Genomic DNA, 18,968 nt, shown 5'->3' on the forward strand with positions numbered 1-18,968 from the left:
GCGATAGACTGGCGGCCATGCGCACTCTCTATCTCGTCCTTGCCGCACTCGCTTGTGTTGCCGCAGTGGTAGCCCGTGCCGCTACGGGAACGCCGTGGCTACCGCTAGTCGCCCTCATTATTGGCGGCGTTTTTCTGGTTTTGGCCCTGCGGAGCAACTTCGAACCGGCCAAAGAAGCCACCTTCGAGGATTTGGATAAGGAACAGCGAGCGGAGCTGCAACGCCTGTTGGCTAATGGACAGTTTGGCGCCGCAGTAGGCCAGGTACGCCTGTGGTTCAGGGGGACTTCGCAGGGGCGCGCCGAAGAGATAGTTAAACAACTCGCATAGCCCTGGACCCCACACTTTTACCCCAAAGGAATACCCCAGCGCGCGACGCAGTCGGGTGGTTTCGGTACAGTGTGGGGCATGACTGAACGTACACTGATTCTCATCAAGCCGGACGGCGTAAAGAACGGCCACGTAGGCGAAATCATCTCCCGAATCGAGCGCAAGGGCCTGAAGCTGGCCGAACTCGATCTGCGCGTTGCTGACCGCGAGACCGCGGAGAAGCACTACGAGGAGCACAAGGATAAGCCATTCTTCGGTGACCTCGTCGAGTTCATCACCTCCGCACCGCTTATCGCTGGTGTTGTCGAGGGCGAGCGTGCCATCGAGGCATGGCGTCAGCTGGCCGGTGGCACCGACCCAGTTTCCAAGGCCACCCCGGGCACCATCCGCGGCGACTTCGCTCTGACCGTTGGCGAGAACATCGTGCACGGCTCTGACTCCCCAGAGTCCGCAGAGCGCGAAATCGCTATCTGGTTCCCGAACCTTTAAAGCCTTTATAGCGTTTCGTACGCACTTAAGCCCGAGCCACCGGCTCGGGCTTTATTCATAGCGTCACCTGGTCCCTCGTTATATGGGCAGCGAGCAGGAGCACAACACGCCTACACTGGTGCGGCTAAGAACTATTTTCAACAAGACGTAGGGAGGCGCATATGCGCGGCTACGCGGTCGTAGACATTGAGACCACCGGATTTTCCTATAAGCACGGGCACCGCATCGTTGAAATTGGCGTCGTGGAGCTATCGCCGGAAGGAGCAGTGCAGGATTCCTGGGAAACGCTCATTAACCCGCAACGCCATATCGCGGCCACGGAAATTCATGGCATTTCCGCCTCTGATGTTCTAGGCGCGCCCACCTTTGCGCAAGTAGCGGACAAGCTGGCTAATTCTCTCGAAGACCGCATATTCGTTGCTCACAATGCGGGATTCGATCGGACCTTTATTCAGTCCGAGCTGCTGGCTTGTCGCGCCTGTTCTGAAGAGGCGTTGCCGGCGATCGATACGGCCGTATTGGCACGCAGGTATCTTGGTCTTCCCAAGGTGAAGCTGGGGGATTGCTGCGCCCATCTGGGAATTCATAATGAGTTGGCACACTCCGCATTGGCGGATGCGATGGCCACGGCGCAACTATTCCAGCATTTCCTGGCCAATACCCCGGCAGCCCAAGAGAACTATATGAGTGAGCGATTGGCTGAGCAACAGCTGTATCGCAGCCTGGCACCCCACCCGGGTTGGGTGGAGCCGGCACTTCTCAGCCGCGCAGCTGCGGAATCCGCCAAGCAAGCGGCACAGTACGGCGGCTGGTTCGCCGGGCTCGTCGCACAACGTGAGACGCCATCGAATACGGCTGCGGAAGACTATTTCAAGCTTCTCGATGCCGCCTTGCTCGACCGCCGCCTCTCCGCCACCGAGCAAACCCAATTGCTGGCCTTTGCTCAAGCACATGGGCTCGATGAAGATGGTCTGCGCGAGCTGCATGAAGCCTATATCACGCTGCTGATTGAAGAAGCCTGGGCTGATGGTGTTGTCACGGCTGAGGAACGCGACATCCTGGCTTCTGTCGGCCGCGCCTTGGGGATCCCGGCTTCTGATATCGAGGCTGCCGTAGACCCCGACACCGCTCCACAGGCAGAAGGTCGGCATGGTGCCCCTAGTGAAGAGGCGCCGCAAGGTTCTGAAAAGGCCGGCAGTATTGGCGGACTCGCCAGCATGGGCGGCATTGTGGTGAGCGCTGGCGAGCGAGTAACCATTACCGGAGCTAAGGCCTACTCGACTGCGGAATGGGAAGAGTATTTTGCCGCGCACGGCGTGGAGATTGGCGGCCTAGCCAAAAAGACCAAGGTGCTCATCGCCGGTGACCCGGACTCGCAATCGGGCAAAGCCAAGAAAGCGAAGCAGTATGGCATTCCCATCGTTGCGGAAGACGTCGCCCGTGAGGTCATTCACTTCGCAGACTAGGACTGGAGCTCTCCTAATCGAAGGAGAGTAATTGGCGCAGCGTGCTGAAGGCTTCCTTTTGCACTCGATGGGTAACGGTACGGCCCGATTGCTGCTTGATTAAAAGGCCGGATTCCCTCAACTTGCCGAGGTGATGAGATACCGTCGGTTGGCTAAGCCCGGAGAGCTCGGTCAACTGCGTAACACTCATCGGGCCGCAGCCCTCATCACACAATATGGACAGCAGGCGAAGCCGGGCTGGGTCAGCAAGTACTTTAAATTGCTGGGAAAAGCGCAAGGAATCGCTCTGGCTGAGCGGGCCACTGCTCAGGGAGCAGCACTGCCCGTCGGGGGTGTTATCAGCATTGCTAGGGGAGGAGTCCATGCACACAGTATAAGGAGGCTGCTTCCTACTCCGTTATATTGACGAGTATCAATATGGGTGATTAAAGTACTGCCTTGAAATGTGAATTCCTCGTCGCGCAAGGAGAGCTATGGCCATTCCGCAAAGCCCAAAATTGTCATTTCTCGATAGATTCCTGCCCGTCTGGATCATCATGGCCATGGCTGTGGGGCTATTGATCGGCCACTTCCTGCCAGGTATTGGAGAAGCACTATCTGCCCTAGAGGTAGGCGGTATTTCTCTTCCGATTGCACTGGGTCTGCTAGTCATGATGTATCCGCCTCTGGCTAAGGTCCGCTACGAAAAGACCCGAGACATTGCTGCCGACGGCCGATTGATGGTGGTATCGATTGTGTTGAACTGGCTGGTGGGGCCTGCATTGATGTTCACCCTGGCGTGGATATTTCTTGCCGACCAGCCCGAGCTGCGAACCGGCCTGATTATTGTTGGGTTAGCCCGCTGTATCGCAATGGTCCTGGTGTGGTCCGACCTCTCCTGTGCCGACCGAGAGGCCACCGCTGTTCTCGTGGCTATTAATTCCGTTTTCCAAGTAGCTATGTTTGGCGTTATGGGCTGGTTTTACCTGCAGGTTCTTCCTGGTTGGCTAGGCCTGGATACCACCTCTGCTGATTTTTCTTTCTGGTCCATCGTCACGGCGGTTCTCGTATTTTTGGGAGTGCCACTGCTGCTTGGTGTCCTCTCACGGGTCTGGGGTGAGAAAGCCAAAGGCCGCGAATGGTTTGAAAACCGCTTCCTTCCGGCAGTATCTCCCTTGGCGATGATCGGCTTGCTATATGCCATTGTGTTGCTATTCTCCCTCCAGGGAGAACAGTTGGTAGCGCAGCCCACGGCGGTGATCAAGGTTGCGATTCCGTTGGTCATTTACTTCGTTGGAATGTTTTTCCTAGCTTTGGGTGTGGCAAAGGTCGTGGGAATGAACTACGCGCAATCCGCTTCCGTTGCGTTTACCGCAGCTGGTAATAATTTCGAACTAGCCATCGCGGTTTCCATTGGCACTTTTGGAGCGGCGTCTGCACAGGCGCTCGCCGGCACCATCGGACCTCTCATTGAGATTCCCGTGCTCGTGGGACTCGTGTACGTCATGCTCTGGATAGGGCCGAAGCTATTTCCAGGAGACGAAAGCTTGCCGCGTTAACGCTTGCCCAATTGGTAGAGGCAACGAACCCCGGTCGGTGTGACGGTGTTTTGCCAATCCTTGGGCGCAGAGCGCAAGGCGATGCGGTCAAGTTTCACTAGGCCCGCCTGTGCCAATTCATCAAGGTTCTCGCATACTAGGTCGAGATCGACCTGCATGAATGTGGACAGGGCCTTAGCGGAGACCGTATTTCCCTGCACCGCGCCGGCGGCTATGAGGGCGGTGAGGGTGTCCACGTGGGCGTCGGCAAGCACTAGGCGAGCCTCGGTTACTCCTTCAAGCGGATCCTTTTCCAGGATCTTGTTAATGCGCCGCCGGCCAATCCGAAAGGATTGAGAAAACATTGCCCACAGCCCCAAAGGCAAGCCGCACGCCCACCACGCCCCTGACAGGACACCGGCAATGGGCGGGGCAAGTTCTACCTCCGGCACTAGCCCGGCTGCACTTAGTGGAGCCATGGCCAGCGGCGCGGCGATGGGGATAAGCGGGGCGATATAGGCAATGGTGGGATAGTCGCCCTCGCGATACTCCTCCCGCGCGGCGTTGATGCCGCGTGGGTAGTTGCGGATGAGGTGCACTAACCCCAGCACCGCAAAGATGGCAAAAATACCGGCTCCTACCAGCATATAATCCACGCCGGTGTTGGCGAATCCAATGGCAAAGCCGGCCGGTACGCCGAAGTAAAGCGCCGAGCGTACAGGGATTTCATTGCGCTGCCGATACTGCGCCAGCTCGCGGGCGGGGATTCGTGCTAGTTCTGCCACCCTGTCAACATAACACCGCCTGACAGCCTGGCTGCGTTTCTGTGACACAATGGTAATGAGCGCGTACGAGACGCGTAATAACTTAATACCCACAAACTTTTATAGCGCGCTAAATGCCTCGCGCGGCGGCGGTACAGTCCATGGCTGTGCCTGCGCCCGAGATAGCGCCTGAAACAGACGAAGTACAGGAGTAAGCCCGAACATGGTGGCACAGAACTCTCAAGAAACAACTGAAAACCTCAAGGCGGCGGCGTCTTTGGCCCAGAACTTGGACCGCGGCCAGCTCAAAGACAAGGTCCGCGTTTATGCCCTTGCCAAGCAGCTGGGGCTTGCCTCGCGCGATCTGGTGGCGCAGCTCAAAGACATGGGGCTAAAAAAGAGCGCGCAAAGCTCCCTCACCCGTGAGGAAGCAGGCCAGGTGCTCGATGCTGTGGCTCAAGCCGCGGCGCTTGGCGATGCCCCCTCTGGCGATACCAGCGAAGCCTCCACCGCCGCACCGGACACGGAGTCCGCAGACAATGCTGCTGTACCGCAGGAAGATAATTCAGGCAAGCAACCCGAGAAGAAGCCGGCGAAGAAGCGCGCCAAGCGCGCACGCAAGGCCACTCGCAAATCCGCAGCCCCAGTGTCCGAAGACTCGGCCGAGACCGACGCAGCGGGGGTGCAGCCCGCGGAAGACGAAGAACGCTTGCGCCACCGCGTGCGCAAGAACGTGGATAATGAGATCTCCCAAATCGAAGACAAGGTAGAAGAGTCACTCGCCAAGGCCGCAGCCGATACCGACTCAGCTGCCGAAGACGCCGCAGCGGCGGAATCCGCGGATGAGGTGGAAGAAGCGCCGGCGAGTGCACTCGATAACGGCACAGTTGATGCGGCGAAGCTGCACGAAGCGCTTGCGGAGGCCGGCGAGGATTTCGAGGATGACTACTACGCCCCGCACATTGTCCCGCGCGCTGAATCTGAGGAAGAATCCGGGCACTATGACTTTGCGCCGATCTTTATGGCCCCACAGCAAGATGATGCAGCGGCCTTCGCACTAGTTGCAGACGCTGCGGAGGAAGATTTCTTCGGCGATGACTCCGAAAGCGACGATGTTGCCGAGGAAGTGAGTGAGCAGCCGGGCTCCGGCCGTGGTTCTGGTAAATCCGAGGCTCGTCGTCGAGGTCGCCGCGGCGCCTCCCGCGGACGCGGCGCTAGCTCGAACCGTGAGGATCAGGCTACCGAGCCCGAATACATTGACGAGCCGAAGGCCATCCGTGGCTCCACGCGCATCGAGGCCCAAAAGCGCCGCCGCGCGGAACTGCGCGCAAAGGGCCGCACCCGCCAGCACATTGTTTCCCAGGCAGAGTTTCTTGCCCGCCGCGAAGCCGTGGAGCGCACCATGGTGGTGCGCGATAAGGAGCGCGAGGATGGTGCCGGAATCATCACGCAGGTGGGCGTGCTAGAAGATGACCTGCTGGTCGAGCACTTCGTTACCACCGAGTCCCAGGCTTCGCTGATTGGCAATATTTACCTAGGACGCGTCCAAAACGTCCTGCCGTCGATGGAGGCGGCCTTCGTAGATATCGGACAGGGCCGAAATGGCGTGCTCTACGCCGGTGAAATCGATTGGCGCAAGACCAAGCTGCATGGGCGCGCCCGCAAGGTAGAAAACGCCCTGAAGTCCGGCGATCAGGTATTGGTTCAGGTGGCCAAGGATCCAATTGGTCATAAGGGCGCGCGTCTGACCACCCAGATTTCCCTTGCCGGCCGCTACCTGGTCTATGTGCCAGGCGGCCGCAGCGCGGGCATTTCCCGCAAGTTGCCCGCCCCGGAGCGCAAGCGCTTGAAGGATATCCTGGGCCGCGTGGTGCCGGGCGATGGGGGAGCGATTATCCGCACCGCTGCCGAAAATGTCTCGGAAGAGGCGATCGCTACCGACGTCAATCGCCTGCACAGCCGGTGGGAGGACATCATCGCCCACGCCAAGAAGGAAAAGTCTTCCAAGGGCGCTAAGCCGGTGACCATGTACGAAGAGCCGAACATGCTCATCAAAGTGGTGCGCGATCTCTTCAACGAGGACTTCACCGAGCTCGTCGTCGATGGCAAGCGTTCGTTCAATACCGTCCGCGCCTACGTCGATTCCATGGCGCCTGACCTTGCGGATCGCGTGGTGCGCTTCCGCGCTAAGGACCACGGCGGGCAGGATGCCTTTGAGGTCCACCGCATTGACGAGCAGCTGCATAAGGCCCTCTCGCGCAAGGTATGGCTGCCATCCGGCGGCACGCTGGTGATTGACCGCACCGAAGCCATGACCGTCATCGACGTAAATACCGGCAAGTTCACCGGTTCTGGCGGCAACCTAGAAGAAACGGTAACCCGCAATAACCTCGAAGCGGCCGAAGAAATCGTGCGCCAGATGCGCCTGCGTGATTTGGGCGGCATGATTGTGGTGGACTTTATTGATATGGTCTTGCCAGAAAACCAGGACTTGGTCCTGCGCCGCTTGAAGGAGGCCTTGGGCCGCGACCGCACCCGCCACCAGGTTTCTGAGGTTACCTCTCTGGGCTTGGTGCAAATGACCCGTAAGCGCCTTGGCACCGGGCTGGTGGAGACCTTCTCTACCGAGTGCGAGTGCTGCCATGGCCGCGGGATCATCATTCACCAGTACCCAGTGGACGAGGCTGAGGACGATTCGCGCGCGAAGCACTCTGGGCGCAAGTCCAAGTCGCACAAAAAGCAGACTCATGATCCGCAGCAGCACCCGGCTGCGGTGGCGATGCATAAGCACGAGCTTGATGACGCCCCTGAAAGCGATTCCAAGCCCAAGCGCTTTAAGAAAACGCAGGCGCCGGTCTACGGCACCGAGAGCGAAGACGCCGCACGGGAATCCGCAAAGACGTCGCTGGAGGATCTCGTAGCTAACGTCGTTGTGGATGAGCGCGGTGCGGACGAGCCGCACGCTGATCAGAACACGCACAGCGGAGACCGAGACAGCGCTAAGGAGCGCGGACGCGGCCGTGGCCGCCGTCGGGCTCGCAAGCACACCCAGACTGAAGTATCCGATATCGAGGCCATCGCATACGCTGCGGCGGATAATGCTGCGGAAAGCGACGAGGTACAGGAATTTAATTCCTACGTCCCCGATGCGGATACGGACGCGGACTCGGGTGCCATCGCTAAGGCCCACCCAGATGCTGGGGCGGGCTCCAAACGTGGCAAGAAGCCGCGCCGGGCGACGCGCCGCGCTAAGGCCACACGCGCTGGCGCAGGCAGCGAGCAGAAAGCCCCGGAGTCTGCAGCAGGCAAGACCTATGAGGAAGCCGTAGCTGAGTTTGAAGCTTCCCCGCGCCGCAAGCGCCGCACACGCGGCAATTCGCGTTCTGATAGGCGTCCACAGCCGCAGGAATTCGCAGTTGCCGGTGAACAGGAGTCTGCCGTACCCAAGGCCGATCACGCGGTACCCGCATCCGATGGCGGTAACGCAAGCGAGGCCGCAGCACAACAGGGGCAGAAGGACTCGCGCGGGGAGCGAAAGGGCCGCCGGCGTGGTCGCCGTCGCACGGTGCGCACTCAACAAGCCCAAAGCCGTGTTTCCTCGCGCCTGCCACACGAGGTAAAGGAGAAGACGCAGGAGCACGAGCAGGCGGGCGGCTCGGCCGAGCAGCGACATGAAAAGGCCGTAGGCACTACGCGCGCTGGGCGCCCCGGCGGCAAGGGGCGGGGGCGTCGCCGTGCCGTGCGTCAGGCTGCCCCTAAGAAAGCCGTAGCAGAGAACCCGAAGGCAACGAAGGCCGAGTCGGGCCGTTCGACGCGACAGGAAGGCTCGCCGGAGCGCACCGGTTCTGGGAACCGGGCGGGCTCGAGCGATTCCAAGGTCTTGCGCCGTGGCAAGAAGAGGGCGGTGCGCAAAAAGGGGACGTCGGCAAGAGCGAGGGCCCCAAAGGCACAGGATAACGGTGCCCAGAAGCAGTCTGCGGCGAGCGGAGTCCACCCAGAAAAAGCCTCAGCTAAATCTGGGCGCGGGCGGCGCCGCGTAGCACGGCGAAGCAAGTCTTAGGGCTACGCCACGCGGGCACGAAAAGCGTGGTTTGTATTTTGTGCCCGCTACAGGGTAGTCTTTGACAGTCGCTGTTTAGTACTCACAGCGCTGGATCAGTCCGACACTCACTCAGTGAGTTGTACGGGCATGTTCGCGCGAGAACTAAACGCAATATGTAAGTGTCCATTCGGAACGCGGCCTCCCCGGTTGCTTCCGAGCGAGTTTAGATAAGGGGTAACCCTCTATGTACGCGATCGTCAAGACCGGCGGCAAGCAGTACAAGGTTGCTGAAGGTGACCTCGTCAAGGTCGAGAAGATCGAGGGTGAGCCAGGCTCTGCCGTAGCTCTCACCCCGGTTCTGCTCGTCGATGGCGCCGATGTTAAGTCCAAGGCTTCCGACTTGGAGAAGGTTTCTGTTTCCGCAGAAATCGTTGAGCAGGGTAAGGGCCCGAAGGTCGATATCCTGAAGTACAAGAACAAGACTGGTTACAAGAAGCGTCAGGGCCACCGTCAGCCTGTGACCACCTTGAAGATCACCGGTATCAAGTAAGCCTTAACCGGCTGTAATTATCCCTGAAGGAGGGAAAACCACATGGCACACAAGAAGGGTGCTTCCAGCTCCAGCAACGGTCGCGATTCCGAGTCTAAGCGTCTCGGCGTCAAGCGCTTCGGTGGTCAGCAGGTTAATGCCGGCGAGATCATCGTGCGTCAGCGCGGTACCAAGTTCCACCCAGGTGAGAACGTAGGCCGCGGCGGCGACGATACCCTGTTCGCGCTTGCAGCTGGCTCCGTTGAGTTCGGTATCAAGCGTGGCCGTCGTATGGTCAACATCGTCCCGGCTGAAGAGGTTGCTGCAGAAGCGACTGCTTAACTTCAGTCCGATTAGGCTAATCCTCGAGTCCGTCCCACAGCAGTGTGAAGGGCTTGGGGATTTTCTGTTGTAAAAGGGCTCTCGGATTCTGCTTCTCGGGGAACACCTGTTGTCGGTGGGGTTATTGTGTGGAGTCGAATTGGGTCCAGTTTCTCCTATTATGTCGCCGTTTGCAGCGTTGATCAGGTTGGTGGTTCATTCTGAGTGGCTGCTGGTGTGGATGGTTTAGCAAAGTCTGTTGCTTATCGGCCTGCTGGTGAGTTGGACTTGCCGCGCAATCATCGCAGGCGTACTAGCTGTGTGACAGTCAGGCGATAGCCTGATTGCGGCTTGAAGGTGTGGAACCGATGCATTTTGTGCGCCCGCTTTCCATAAGCTCTAGTCCGGTTTATCGGACTGGTAATGAGCTTGGGTTGTGGAAGCGCAATGCGCATGCTCGCGAAGATGTGTAACTACGCGCCGGTGTGGTTATATGCAACTGTGTGAATGTGTAGGTCTCAAAGATGTAGCTTTAGCTTGTGGAATTCATCCGCGTGATGTTGCTGATATGGACCAGGCGTTATTAAAATTTCCACTGGGCATGTGCTTTTGTCCCGGCTGGCCCGGATTTGGCGCTGTATAACAAGCTTATGTAGGTAATCCCGTATGTCGTTGGCCGCCAAGCAGCCCCAGGCCTGGCTATTCCACAAGAGCGAATTGATAGGCATATTTCTTCGCGTTATCTATCGGTAGAAAGCGTGAGCTCATCTTTGATCTTGACCGGCAGGGTAAAAGCGTGTGTGAGACAGCTCGGCGTTTTCAGCACTCTGCTAGCACTATCAGCAAGAAGCTTTAGCGTAACCGGGACGAGTTTGGGGTGTATCTTCCCACATATGCGCACCGTAAATCGGCGTCGAGTACGTTTACGCCGGAAGCGCAGGATTGATGCCAATCCACGTTTGCGTGAGACGGTCTGGGCGATGGTGAAAGATAGGTACTCGCCGCAGCAGATGTGCGGGTGGTTGCGTAGTTGCTATCCCGGTGATGAGGCTACGTACGTGTGTCCTGAAAGGAGCTATCAACCTTTGTTTTTCCCAGGCTAAATACGAGTCGAAAAAGAAGTCGCTGCTGCACTACGTCGAGATCACGCGCAACGTCGACCTCGTGGCACGCGAAGCGCGCCCGCAAGCGGTATGTCGATCCTACGGTCATGATTTCCGACTGGGCGGTACCAGGTCTTTGTGTAGCTGATCTCATCCTAGGTGTTGATAACCAGTCTGCAAATGGGCGCTCAAGTAGAGCGAACCATACGCTATGTAGTGCCTCCGAAGTAAACAAAGGGTTTACTAAAACAATTGCTATCTTGAGTTCAGAAGATTATTGCACCACCTTGTTGTAGGACAGCGTTGTTGTAGCTGGGGTAGCTCGTTCCCTTTGACGTCTGAGTCAGATGGTAGCGGTCTGAAGGAGGTTAGCAAGAGAGACTTGCGGTATATGTGGCCGCTAGATCTCGTAACATACTCTTATATTTCTGTGTAGGCTGTTGGCATATAAGTAGGATCTTAACGGGGAGCGATGCTCATGACGTGCAGTGCATGGTAGGTATGGAGCAGCTGCCGTGTAGGTGGCGCCAATGCAGACTTGGTGAAGGATGTGGTCTACACCTGACGGGTTGTAGGCCAGCAGATGGAATCAAATAAAAATATCCCTACGTATAGTGTGTCGCAAGGGAAACCCTTGTTGTCTTAAGGGATCTCCACTGATTTCTGTAGAGAGCGGTCGCTCAGTTGGGGATTTGCGGCACGTCAGAAAGGATAAAAAGCTGATTTGCCAACGTGTAAAAGGCCCGCAGGAACATAATCGGAAGAGAAGCTATTAAGAAGAGCCAACTGTTCAGTGGAATAAAGCGTACAGATTAACCCCCTATAAGGGGGGGTATTGGGGGTGCTTGGGCGCTAGGTAAAAATAAAGACTTTTAAATTAGAACGCGGATAGTTAACCTACGCGTTTATCTCTTTTAACCTATCCTTCAATTTAATTGAAAGGCGGGCTACATAATCGCTGTTGAATTCCCAAAAGATGAGTATAGGCTTAACTGAGGCTGGGTTAGCATTATGATTTCCTAGTTGAAAGGGGGTGCAATTAGTTTGTGGAGCAGAATTTCTGTTGCGGAATTGTCACCTTATGGCAGAATACCTTTAGTGGGACGTGAGAGCGGTCCTGCAATCGAACCCTATCTGGGCTGAAAGTTCTCCAGAGGATACCGAGGAGTATGAGTATGAACTTTGACCTGTCGACCATCCAGGATTACCTATCCACCATCCAGCTTCACTTGGACAACTTCGTCAACACCCAAGAAGGTTGGTACAAGATTCTGTCCGGCGTGACCGAGATCTTCTCTGGCAAGAATCTTGAAAATGCTGTTGATGTGATCAACCCGCTGTCCGAGTCCGAATAAAATAATTCAAGTATCCTAATTCCTGAAGGAGTCAAAATGTCCGAGCTATCCAGCGTTGTGTCCGAGCTATCCAGCGTTTCCAATACAGTCGTAGAGGTTGTTAAGGCTATTGTTGAGCCGTTTGTAAATATTGCTGACGGCGCTTCCCAGCTCATTGGTATGTTCGTTTAAGAACCTGCCAAAGTAGACCGCAGGTGTCAAAAGGATACTTGGTCTACTGCGTATTTACCCCATTTGCCTGACTAGCAATGTTGCTTAGGGCAAGTGGGGTAAATTTTTCGGTACTGAAGTGGCCCGAGTTTTGTTCCTGGCTTTTGCCTTGGGGTTTTATTATTTCCTGTGGTGGGTTCTGGTTTGGATAATTCGGTTTCCGTCTCGGCTGGGTCTGGGTGTCTTAAATTTTTCGTGGAGCTTGGTTTTGTTCCATCACGACACCATTTGGGTTTTGGAGGTTCCGCATCGGCAGCATTATCACATACTGTGAGTATGGATGAGTTCATGGTTGTAGGAACCATTAAAATTTTTCGGCTAGAGCATTGTCGTAAGAGTTCCCGACAGTTCCGGTGGAAGGAGTGATTCCTTGCCGGGGAAGCTGTTTGTTGTAGACAACGTAGTCTTACAGCAAGCCGGGGTAGGAATGGTGCACCGAACCTGTTTTTCTTTGGCGGATAAGATCACTGGGTTGAAAGCATGCAGCGGCAATGCTTCGGTGCGCATGGATTTTGATTACGACGATCCGGCAATGTGTTGAGTAAACGTATAAGTGACAATCGCGGTGTACACAAAGCCTTTCTTTGTGCGCGCGGTTGTTATGTCGGTCATCCACAGTTTGTAGGGGCATTGGGGTTTAAACTCATGGTTGGCTAGGTTTGGCGCAAATTTGGCGCGTTGGGCTTGCGCGTTGTTATAGGTGAGCGTCCTTTGCCTTGCCAGAATTGTCGGCCAAGCGCATCAGCCGGGAGGTTTGTTCACGCTCGAGTATGCCCCGCTGGTCTAAAGCTCGGCGGAAACACCGATTTCCTTAGCCACATAAGATACCGGGCGCTCTTACTCGAATACTAGGTTCGTGGCTTTGCGCCGATATTCCGGCGTGTACTTCTTGCGCTGTTAGCTCACAATGATCATTTTCTCCTACGGGCACAAAATCCGTACGACTAGGGTCCACTAAACGAGTGGTAATCTCATAGGGATATCAATGTGGCTGGGCTGTAGTTACTGTCCGCTGTCTTTGTACGGCTCGTTGCGGTAATTGTCGGTTTCGGCGGCAGTTTTAGTCTCTGGTCATTGCGGTTTGTAACGTGCGTCGAACTAGGTTATTGGCAGCCGTGGTGGTCGTTTCTAGGCTGTCAATGTGTTTCGCAATTTTAGGGTGGGCAAGAAGCTTCTTATCAATTGCATGAGTCGTGGTCTTATAAGCTTAGATCTGGTCGTGTCGCAGTAGTCATTCTGGTCTAACTCTTCATGCAGGTTGGGAATCTGCCTACAAACCATCAGACATTCTCTATTGTCCACATGTCTCTTTGCTCAAAAGAATTTGCGGCCTTTTGCAAAATATCTTGTTGTTCGTGCAACTCTATGATTTTCTACCTGGCGGATTCGCTCGAAATTGGCCCTCACCCATAGGCAATATCGCGCAAAGCTCTAGTGCCGGAACGTTTGCTGGTGCCGTGTTAGTGGGCCTGAAAATAAAGGCGGGAACGTTTTCAACAAACCTCGCTGAAGCTGAAGGAAGCGGGCGACTTCAATGTACTCTGAGCGGACCATAGCACCACGTTTGAGTTGTTCGGAGTATTTAGGCATGGTGGTACAGTTCATTTCTTCTCCACCAAGCGGGGTACTAGGTGTCTACCTAGCAAAATCCAAGTCCTCCTAATAAGAATATTCAATATTCACATTATGTTAAACGGTTGGAGTCCAGCCCAGGATACGCATTACACTGAGTAGGACAACTATTCAATGCACGGAGGATTTGACCATGGCACGTTTTATTGACCGCGTTGTCCTGCACCTGCAAGCAGGTGACGGTGGACACGGCTGTGTGTCTGTCCACCGCGAGAAGTTTAAGCCATTGGGTGGCCCGGATGGTGGCAATGGTGGTCACGGCGGTGACATCATCCTCGAGGTCTCTGAACAAATCCATACGCTTATGGATTTCCATTACCGCCCGCATATTAAGGCGCAACGCGGCGGCAATGGAGCCGGCGATATGCGTAATGGTGCTCGCGGCGAGGACCTGATTTTGGAGGTCCCGGCGGGCACGGTGGTCCGCACTGAAAAGGGCGAAACCTTGGCGGACCTTACCGTTCCGGGAACGCGGTTTGTGGCCGCAGAAGGCGGCTTCGGCGGACTAGGCAATGCGGCATTGGCCTCAAAGAACCGCAAGGCACCGGGTTTTGCTCTCCAGGGTGAGCCGGGCCAGGCCCATGATCTTATCCTCGAGCTGAAGTCCATGGCGGATGTAGGGCTGGTGGGCTTTCCATCGGCTGGTAAGTCCTCGCTTATCTCGGTTTTGTCGGCCGCGAAGCCCAAGATCGGTGATTACCCCTTTACTACGCTGCAGCCGAACCTGGGCGTGGTGGATATGGGAGATAGCTCCTTTACTATCGCGGACGTGCCGGGGCTTATCCCAGGCGCGGCCGATGGCAAAGGCCTAGGCCTGGATTTCTTGCGCCACATTGAACGCACGGCGGTGCTTGCCCATGTGGTCGATACTGCCACCATTGAGCCCGGCCGTGATCCCGTTTCCGATATTGAGGCGATGGAAAGTGAGCTGGCAAAATACCAAGGGGCTTTGCAGGAAGATACTGGTTTAGGGGATCTGCGTGAGCGCCCCCGCGTCATCATCTTGAATAAAGCAGATGTGCCTGAGGCCGAAGAGCTGGCGGAATTTGTCAAGGGTGATCTGGAAGAGAAGTTTGGCTGGCCTGTCTTTATTATTTCGGCCGTCGCTCGCAAGGGCCTGGATCCGCTGAAGTTCCGGCTCATGGATATGGTGACCGAGCATCGCAAGGCCCAGCCATTGCCAAAGAAGGATAAGAACCACACCGTTATCCATCCCAAGGCCCAGGGCCATAAGAAGCATACCGGTGTATTTGCTGATTTCACCGTGAAGGCCGACCCTGAGGTCGAGGGTGGCTTCATTGTTGAGGGCAAGAAGATTGATCGCTGGATTACCCAAACTGATTTTGAAAATGATGAGGCAGTGGGCTTCTTGGCGGACCGCTTGGCCAAGGCCGGCGTGGAGGAAGAGCTGCGCGAGCAGGGCGCTGTGGAAGGCTGTCCGGTGACGATCGGCGGCATTACCTTCGAGTGGGAGCCGATGACTGGCGGTGATCCGACGATGGCCAGCCGCGGCGAGGACGCCCGTTTGAAGGGCACTAGCCGCGTTTCCGCCGCCGAGCGCAAGCGTGCCTCTCAGGCACGCCGTGGTCTTATCGATGAATACGATTACGGCACCGACGAAGAGGTCACTCGCGAGGGTGCTAATCGGGATAGGTGGCAAGGCTAGCTCGGTAGGCCCCCTCTTCTTGGGGTGTATAAGAGGGGGCGCTTTGTAGACTCGGTTGGCATGTCTTCTGATCAACAGAAAGAGCCCATCCTTCCACTTCCGGTAGAGCCTTTTGACGGGCCTACCGCCGATACTCCCTTTCCAGAACCGCTCGATGAGAACCCGGTAGCGTCCGGTTTTGAATCTGAACTTCGCCACGAGATCGCGCACGCCAAGCGCGTCGTGGTCAAGATTGGTTCCTCTTCTCTCACGGATGAGAATTTCCGTGTTTCACAGGAAAAGATTGATCACATCGTCGATGCCGTTCATGCGCGCATGGGCCGCTCCGATGTCATTATCGTTTCTTCTGGTGCGGTCGCCGCCGGCATGGGGCCGCTCGGGCTGCACCAGCGTCCCACCGATCTGGCTACCAAGCAGGCCTCCGCTTCTGTAGGCCAGGTGCACTTGGCCTATGTGTGGGGCCAGTCCTTTGCTCGCTATCAGCGCACCATCGGCCAGGTTTTGTTGACTGCGTCAGATACTGGTCACCGCGATCGCGCCCGCAACGCGCAGCGCACCATTGATCGCCTGCGCCAGCTGCGTACCATTCCTATCGTCAACGAGAACGACGCCGTGGCTACCTCGGAGATGCACTTTGGCGATAACGATCGCCTCTCCGCGCTGGTGGCCAACCTGGTGGGTGCTGATGCGCTCTTCCTCTTCTCCGATGTGGATGGCCTGTATGACAAGAACCCGGCCGAGCCGGACGCTAAGTTCATCGATGAAGTGCGCACCGGCAAGGACTTGAAGGGCGTTGTAGCTGGCGATGGCGGCAAGGTGGGCACCGGTGGTATGGCCACCAAGGTCTCTGCAGCCCGCCTGGCAACCCGCGGCGGCATTCCGGTGCTGTTGACCTCCACGGATAATATTGGCCCCGCGCTTGCCGACGCCTCTGTGGGCACCGTCTTCCACACCCGCGAGGAACGCCAGCTTTCCGCCTGGAAGTTCTGGGCACTTTACTGCGCAGATACCGGCGGAGCCGTCCGCCTCGATGAAGGCGCTAAACAAGCCGTGACCGAGGGCGGTAATTCACTGCTGGCCGTGGGCATTACCGATGTGCAAGGCGAGTTCACCAAGGGCGAAATCATCGATATCCTCGGTCCGAATGGCGAGGTCATCGGACGTGGCGAAGTCCGTTTCGACTCCGAGGAACTGCACGGTATTAAGGGAAAGAAGATGGAAGAACTTCCTGAGGAGCAGCGCCGCTCAGTTGTTCACGCCGATTACCTCTCCAACTTCGCCTCCCGTATTTAAACCCAAGTCCCTGATTCCCCGTATGGTTGGGGCATGAAATATTTCATGGGTCCGGACACCTGGCAACCGATGGTAGAAGATATCGAGGCTGCCGGGCACGAACGCGTAAATAGCCTCGAAGATGCCGAGGTCTACATCAACAATGCGCCCAACCCGCGCCGCATCCCCGAGATGCCGGAGAACATCGGTTGGGTGCAGCATTGTTTTACCGGCGTAAACCAGCTCATTGATGCCGGCGTCATCACCCCAGACGGCGTACCGTGGTGCAATTCCGCCGGCGCTTTTGCCCAGCCGGTGGCCGAATCTGCACTTGGCCTGGCACTTTCACAGGCGCACCACCACAAAGCCTTCGCCCAGGCCGCTTCGTGGTCGGTAGCGCAGGAGCTGGATAAAACCCAGGCGTGGCTTTATAACCAGCAAGGACCGAAGAAGGTAGCGATCTTTGGCGCTGGGGGCATCGGCAAGCAGCTTATTATGCTTCTTAAACCGTTTGGAGTGCACATTACCGCGGTCAATCGCTCCGGCCGCTCGGTGGAAGGCGCCGATGAGGTCGTGCCCATGGATAAGGCCGACCACGTGTGGGGCTCGGCCGATTTCATTTTCTGTATCCTGCCTGCGACCAAGGACACCGAGGGGTTAATCGATGCCGCCGCCTTCCGCGCGATGAAACCCTCCGCCATCTTTATCAACGTCGGCCGTGGCAGCACCGTAGTAACCGACGATCTAGTGGCGGCCCTGCGCGATGGTGAGATCGCCGGCGCCGGGCTGGAAGTTATGGATCCCGAGCCACTGCCTGATGGCCATCCGCTCTATGAACTGCCCAATTGCACCATGACGCCGCACATGGCTGCTTCCGCGCACGTGGCGCAGTACCACCTGGGCGCTATCTTCAACGCCAATGCCGCGGCGTGGGAGAGGGGAGAGGCTATGCCCACCCGCGTCGATGTGGAGGCCGGCTACTAATGAAGTACGCGATGTTACCCACCCCGTGGGAAGAAACCCTGCAGGCACTCGATGCAGCCGGCCACGAGCGTGCCCCACTGGATGACGCCGAGGTTCTCATCTTCAACGGCGGTCCGGACGACTTCCCACAGCCCCTGCCACCGAGCGTGGGCCTGGTGCAGGTCCCCTTCGCTGGGGTGGATCACCTGCTCGACGTCATGCGTGATACCACCGCCCGCTGGTCTAATGCCGCCGGCCTGTATGACGCCACCGTGGCGGAATCTACCATTGCGCTCCTGCTCGCCCACTTGCATGCGCATAAGCGCGTGGGGACTAGCTGGTCTAACCGCGATGAGGTTGAGGCTCATACCAGCTTCCTTTTTGAAGATAAGACGGTAGCGGTGGTGGGCGCCGGGGGCATCGGCAAGCGGCTTATTCGTATGCTGGAAGGCTTCGGACCACGCATAATCGCGGTCAATCGCTCCGGCAACCCAGTGGAGGGTGCCGATGAAACCTTCGCCACCGCCGATATTGAGCGCGTCTGGCCAGCCGCCGATTATTTCGTGGCGCTTGCGCCGCTAACGGACGAGACCCACCGGCTTTTTAATGCCGCTGCCTTCCGTGCCATGCCCGATCACGCCGTGATTATTAACGTTGGCCGCGGACCACTGGTGGACACCGATGCTCTAGTCGAAGCCTTGCGGGCAGGAGACATCGCCGGCGCTGGCTTGGATGTCACCGACCCTGAGCCGCTGCCCGATGGGCACCCACTGTGGGACATGCCTAACGTGGTCATCACCCCGCACCTGGCCAACCCTCCCTATTCGGTGCGCCGGCGCATCGGCTCGCATACAGTACAGGTCATGGAGCGCTACTCCGCAGGTGAAGCAATCCCCACGGAAGTCGATATTCAGGCGGGTTATTAATGGACAACGCCGCCTCACAAGACGGTTCTTATCAAGGGAGCTCTTTTAATCCCACCGAAGCCGAGGTCGCGGATATGAAGGAGCGCCGGAAGAAGGTACAGGCGGTCGATTATGCTGCCTGGGCGGCCACCATCCTTTCCGTTGTGCTCGGCTATTTCTTCTTCCACTGGTCCTATTTTTGGGTTATCCCGATTATCTGTTTTATATGCTCGGCCGGAGCCCGCCACGTTTATAACTTGAGCTATTACGAAGAGGAATACCTCATGTTCGAGCGGAAGGACGAGAAGCGCCGCCGCCGGGCATCCGACAAGCGGAGCCGCGAGCTCGGCCAATAAGGACACCACCGTGCGGGTGCTTGCCGCCCAACTGGCTGAAAAGCGCGCG

General features: G+C 57.0%; 17 protein-coding genes. 15 read left to right on the top strand and 2 right to left on the bottom strand.

Features of this window, described 5'->3' with window-relative positions; genetic code table 11:
• Positions 1-17: 17 nt before the first annotated feature.
• The 3 genes from I6I12_RS03600 (at position 18) to I6I12_RS03610 (ending at position 2,284) form a co-directional block, all read left to right on the top strand.
• Positions 18-329: a hypothetical protein gene (locus I6I12_RS03600; RefSeq protein ID WP_023020931.1), complete on the top strand. Its 312-nt coding sequence runs from the start codon at positions 18-20 to the stop codon at positions 327-329.
• 78 nt (positions 330-407) lie between these two features.
• Positions 408-818 carry a nucleoside-diphosphate kinase gene (gene ndk / locus I6I12_RS03605; RefSeq protein ID WP_005324068.1) on the top strand — a complete coding sequence of 137 codons (411 nt, stop codon included), beginning with the start codon at positions 408-410 and terminating at the stop codon, positions 816-818.
• A 161-nt stretch (positions 819-979) separates the two neighbouring features.
• The gene (locus tag I6I12_RS03610) at positions 980-2,284 is read left to right on the top strand and encodes an exonuclease domain-containing protein (protein WP_200288734.1); all 1,305 of its coding nucleotides are present in this window, start codon (positions 980-982) and stop codon (positions 2,282-2,284) included.
• A gap of 13 nt (positions 2,285-2,297) precedes the next feature.
• Here the strand turns inward: I6I12_RS03610 and I6I12_RS03615 are convergent, their stop codons facing one another.
• Positions 2,298-2,648 (bottom strand): ArsR/SmtB family transcription factor, encoded by a 351-nt coding sequence (locus I6I12_RS03615; RefSeq protein ID WP_023020933.1) that lies wholly within the window; start codon positions 2,646-2,648, stop codon positions 2,298-2,300.
• Positions 2,649-2,757: 109 nt separating this feature from the next.
• On the opposite strand from I6I12_RS03615, the gene arsB reads away from it, so the two are divergent.
• A complete protein-coding gene (gene arsB, locus I6I12_RS03620; protein WP_200288735.1) occupies positions 2,758-3,822 on the top strand; it encodes an ACR3 family arsenite efflux transporter in 1,065 nt (354 codons plus the stop codon).
• Here arsB and I6I12_RS03625 read toward each other — a convergent pair.
• Positions 3,819-4,586 (bottom strand): hypothetical protein, encoded by a 768-nt coding sequence (locus tag I6I12_RS03625; RefSeq protein WP_200288736.1) that lies wholly within the window; start codon positions 4,584-4,586, stop codon positions 3,819-3,821. The two genes, arsB and I6I12_RS03625, sit on opposite strands and share 4 nt — an antisense overlap.
• Before the next feature lie 202 nt (positions 4,587-4,788).
• Here I6I12_RS03625 and I6I12_RS03630 point away from each other — a divergent pair, with 202 nt between their 5' ends.
• The 11 genes from I6I12_RS03630 (at position 4,789) to I6I12_RS03675 (ending at position 18,919) form a co-directional block, all read left to right on the top strand.
• The gene (locus I6I12_RS03630; RefSeq protein ID WP_200288737.1) at positions 4,789-8,625 is read left to right on the top strand and encodes a translation initiation factor IF-2 N-terminal domain-containing protein; all 3,837 of its coding nucleotides are present in this window, start codon (positions 4,789-4,791) and stop codon (positions 8,623-8,625) included.
• A gap of 226 nt (positions 8,626-8,851) precedes the next feature.
• Entirely contained in the window at positions 8,852-9,157 is a 306-nt protein-coding gene (gene rplU, locus I6I12_RS03635) for a 50S ribosomal protein L21 (RefSeq protein WP_005324077.1), read from the top strand.
• Between the two features lie 42 nt (positions 9,158-9,199).
• Positions 9,200-9,478 carry a 50S ribosomal protein L27 gene (rpmA, locus tag I6I12_RS03640; protein WP_005324079.1) on the top strand — a complete coding sequence of 93 codons (279 nt, stop codon included), beginning with the start codon at positions 9,200-9,202 and terminating at the stop codon, positions 9,476-9,478.
• 775 nt (positions 9,479-10,253) lie between these two features.
• Positions 10,254-10,313, top strand: a complete 60-nt coding sequence (locus I6I12_RS11975; RefSeq protein WP_234288187.1) for a hypothetical protein — start codon at positions 10,254-10,256, stop codon at positions 10,311-10,313.
• Between the two features lie 1,422 nt (positions 10,314-11,735).
• Complete coding sequence (locus I6I12_RS03650; RefSeq protein WP_023020937.1) at positions 11,736-11,915, top strand: hypothetical protein; 180 nt, start codon at positions 11,736-11,738, stop codon at positions 11,913-11,915.
• Between the two features lie 36 nt (positions 11,916-11,951).
• The gene (locus tag I6I12_RS12075) at positions 11,952-12,086 is read left to right on the top strand and encodes a hypothetical protein (RefSeq protein WP_023020938.1); all 135 of its coding nucleotides are present in this window, start codon (positions 11,952-11,954) and stop codon (positions 12,084-12,086) included.
• 1,804 nt (positions 12,087-13,890) lie between these two features.
• Positions 13,891-15,423, top strand: a complete 1,533-nt coding sequence (gene obgE, locus I6I12_RS03655; protein ID WP_200288738.1) for a GTPase ObgE — start codon at positions 13,891-13,893, stop codon at positions 15,421-15,423.
• Positions 15,424-15,483: 60 nt separating this feature from the next.
• The gene (proB, locus tag I6I12_RS03660) at positions 15,484-16,716 is read left to right on the top strand and encodes a glutamate 5-kinase (RefSeq protein ID WP_034660157.1); all 1,233 of its coding nucleotides are present in this window, start codon (positions 15,484-15,486) and stop codon (positions 16,714-16,716) included.
• 33 nt (positions 16,717-16,749) lie between these two features.
• Positions 16,750-17,679, top strand: a complete 930-nt coding sequence (locus tag I6I12_RS03665) for a D-isomer specific 2-hydroxyacid dehydrogenase family protein (RefSeq protein WP_200288739.1) — start codon at positions 16,750-16,752, stop codon at positions 17,677-17,679.
• Positions 17,679-18,584, top strand: a complete 906-nt coding sequence (locus I6I12_RS03670; RefSeq protein WP_200288740.1) for a D-isomer specific 2-hydroxyacid dehydrogenase family protein — start codon at positions 17,679-17,681, stop codon at positions 18,582-18,584. Before I6I12_RS03665 ends, I6I12_RS03670 begins: the two co-directional genes overlap by 1 nt.
• Entirely contained in the window at positions 18,584-18,919 is a 336-nt protein-coding gene (locus I6I12_RS03675) for a hypothetical protein (RefSeq protein ID WP_023020943.1), read from the top strand. The genes I6I12_RS03670 and I6I12_RS03675 overlap by 1 nt, the downstream gene beginning before the upstream one ends.
• Positions 18,920-18,968: the final 49 nt, after the last annotated feature.

It is taken from the genome of Corynebacterium kefirresidentii, assembly GCF_016599755.1.
Classification (GTDB): domain Bacteria; phylum Actinomycetota; class Actinomycetes; order Mycobacteriales; family Mycobacteriaceae; genus Corynebacterium; species Corynebacterium kefirresidentii.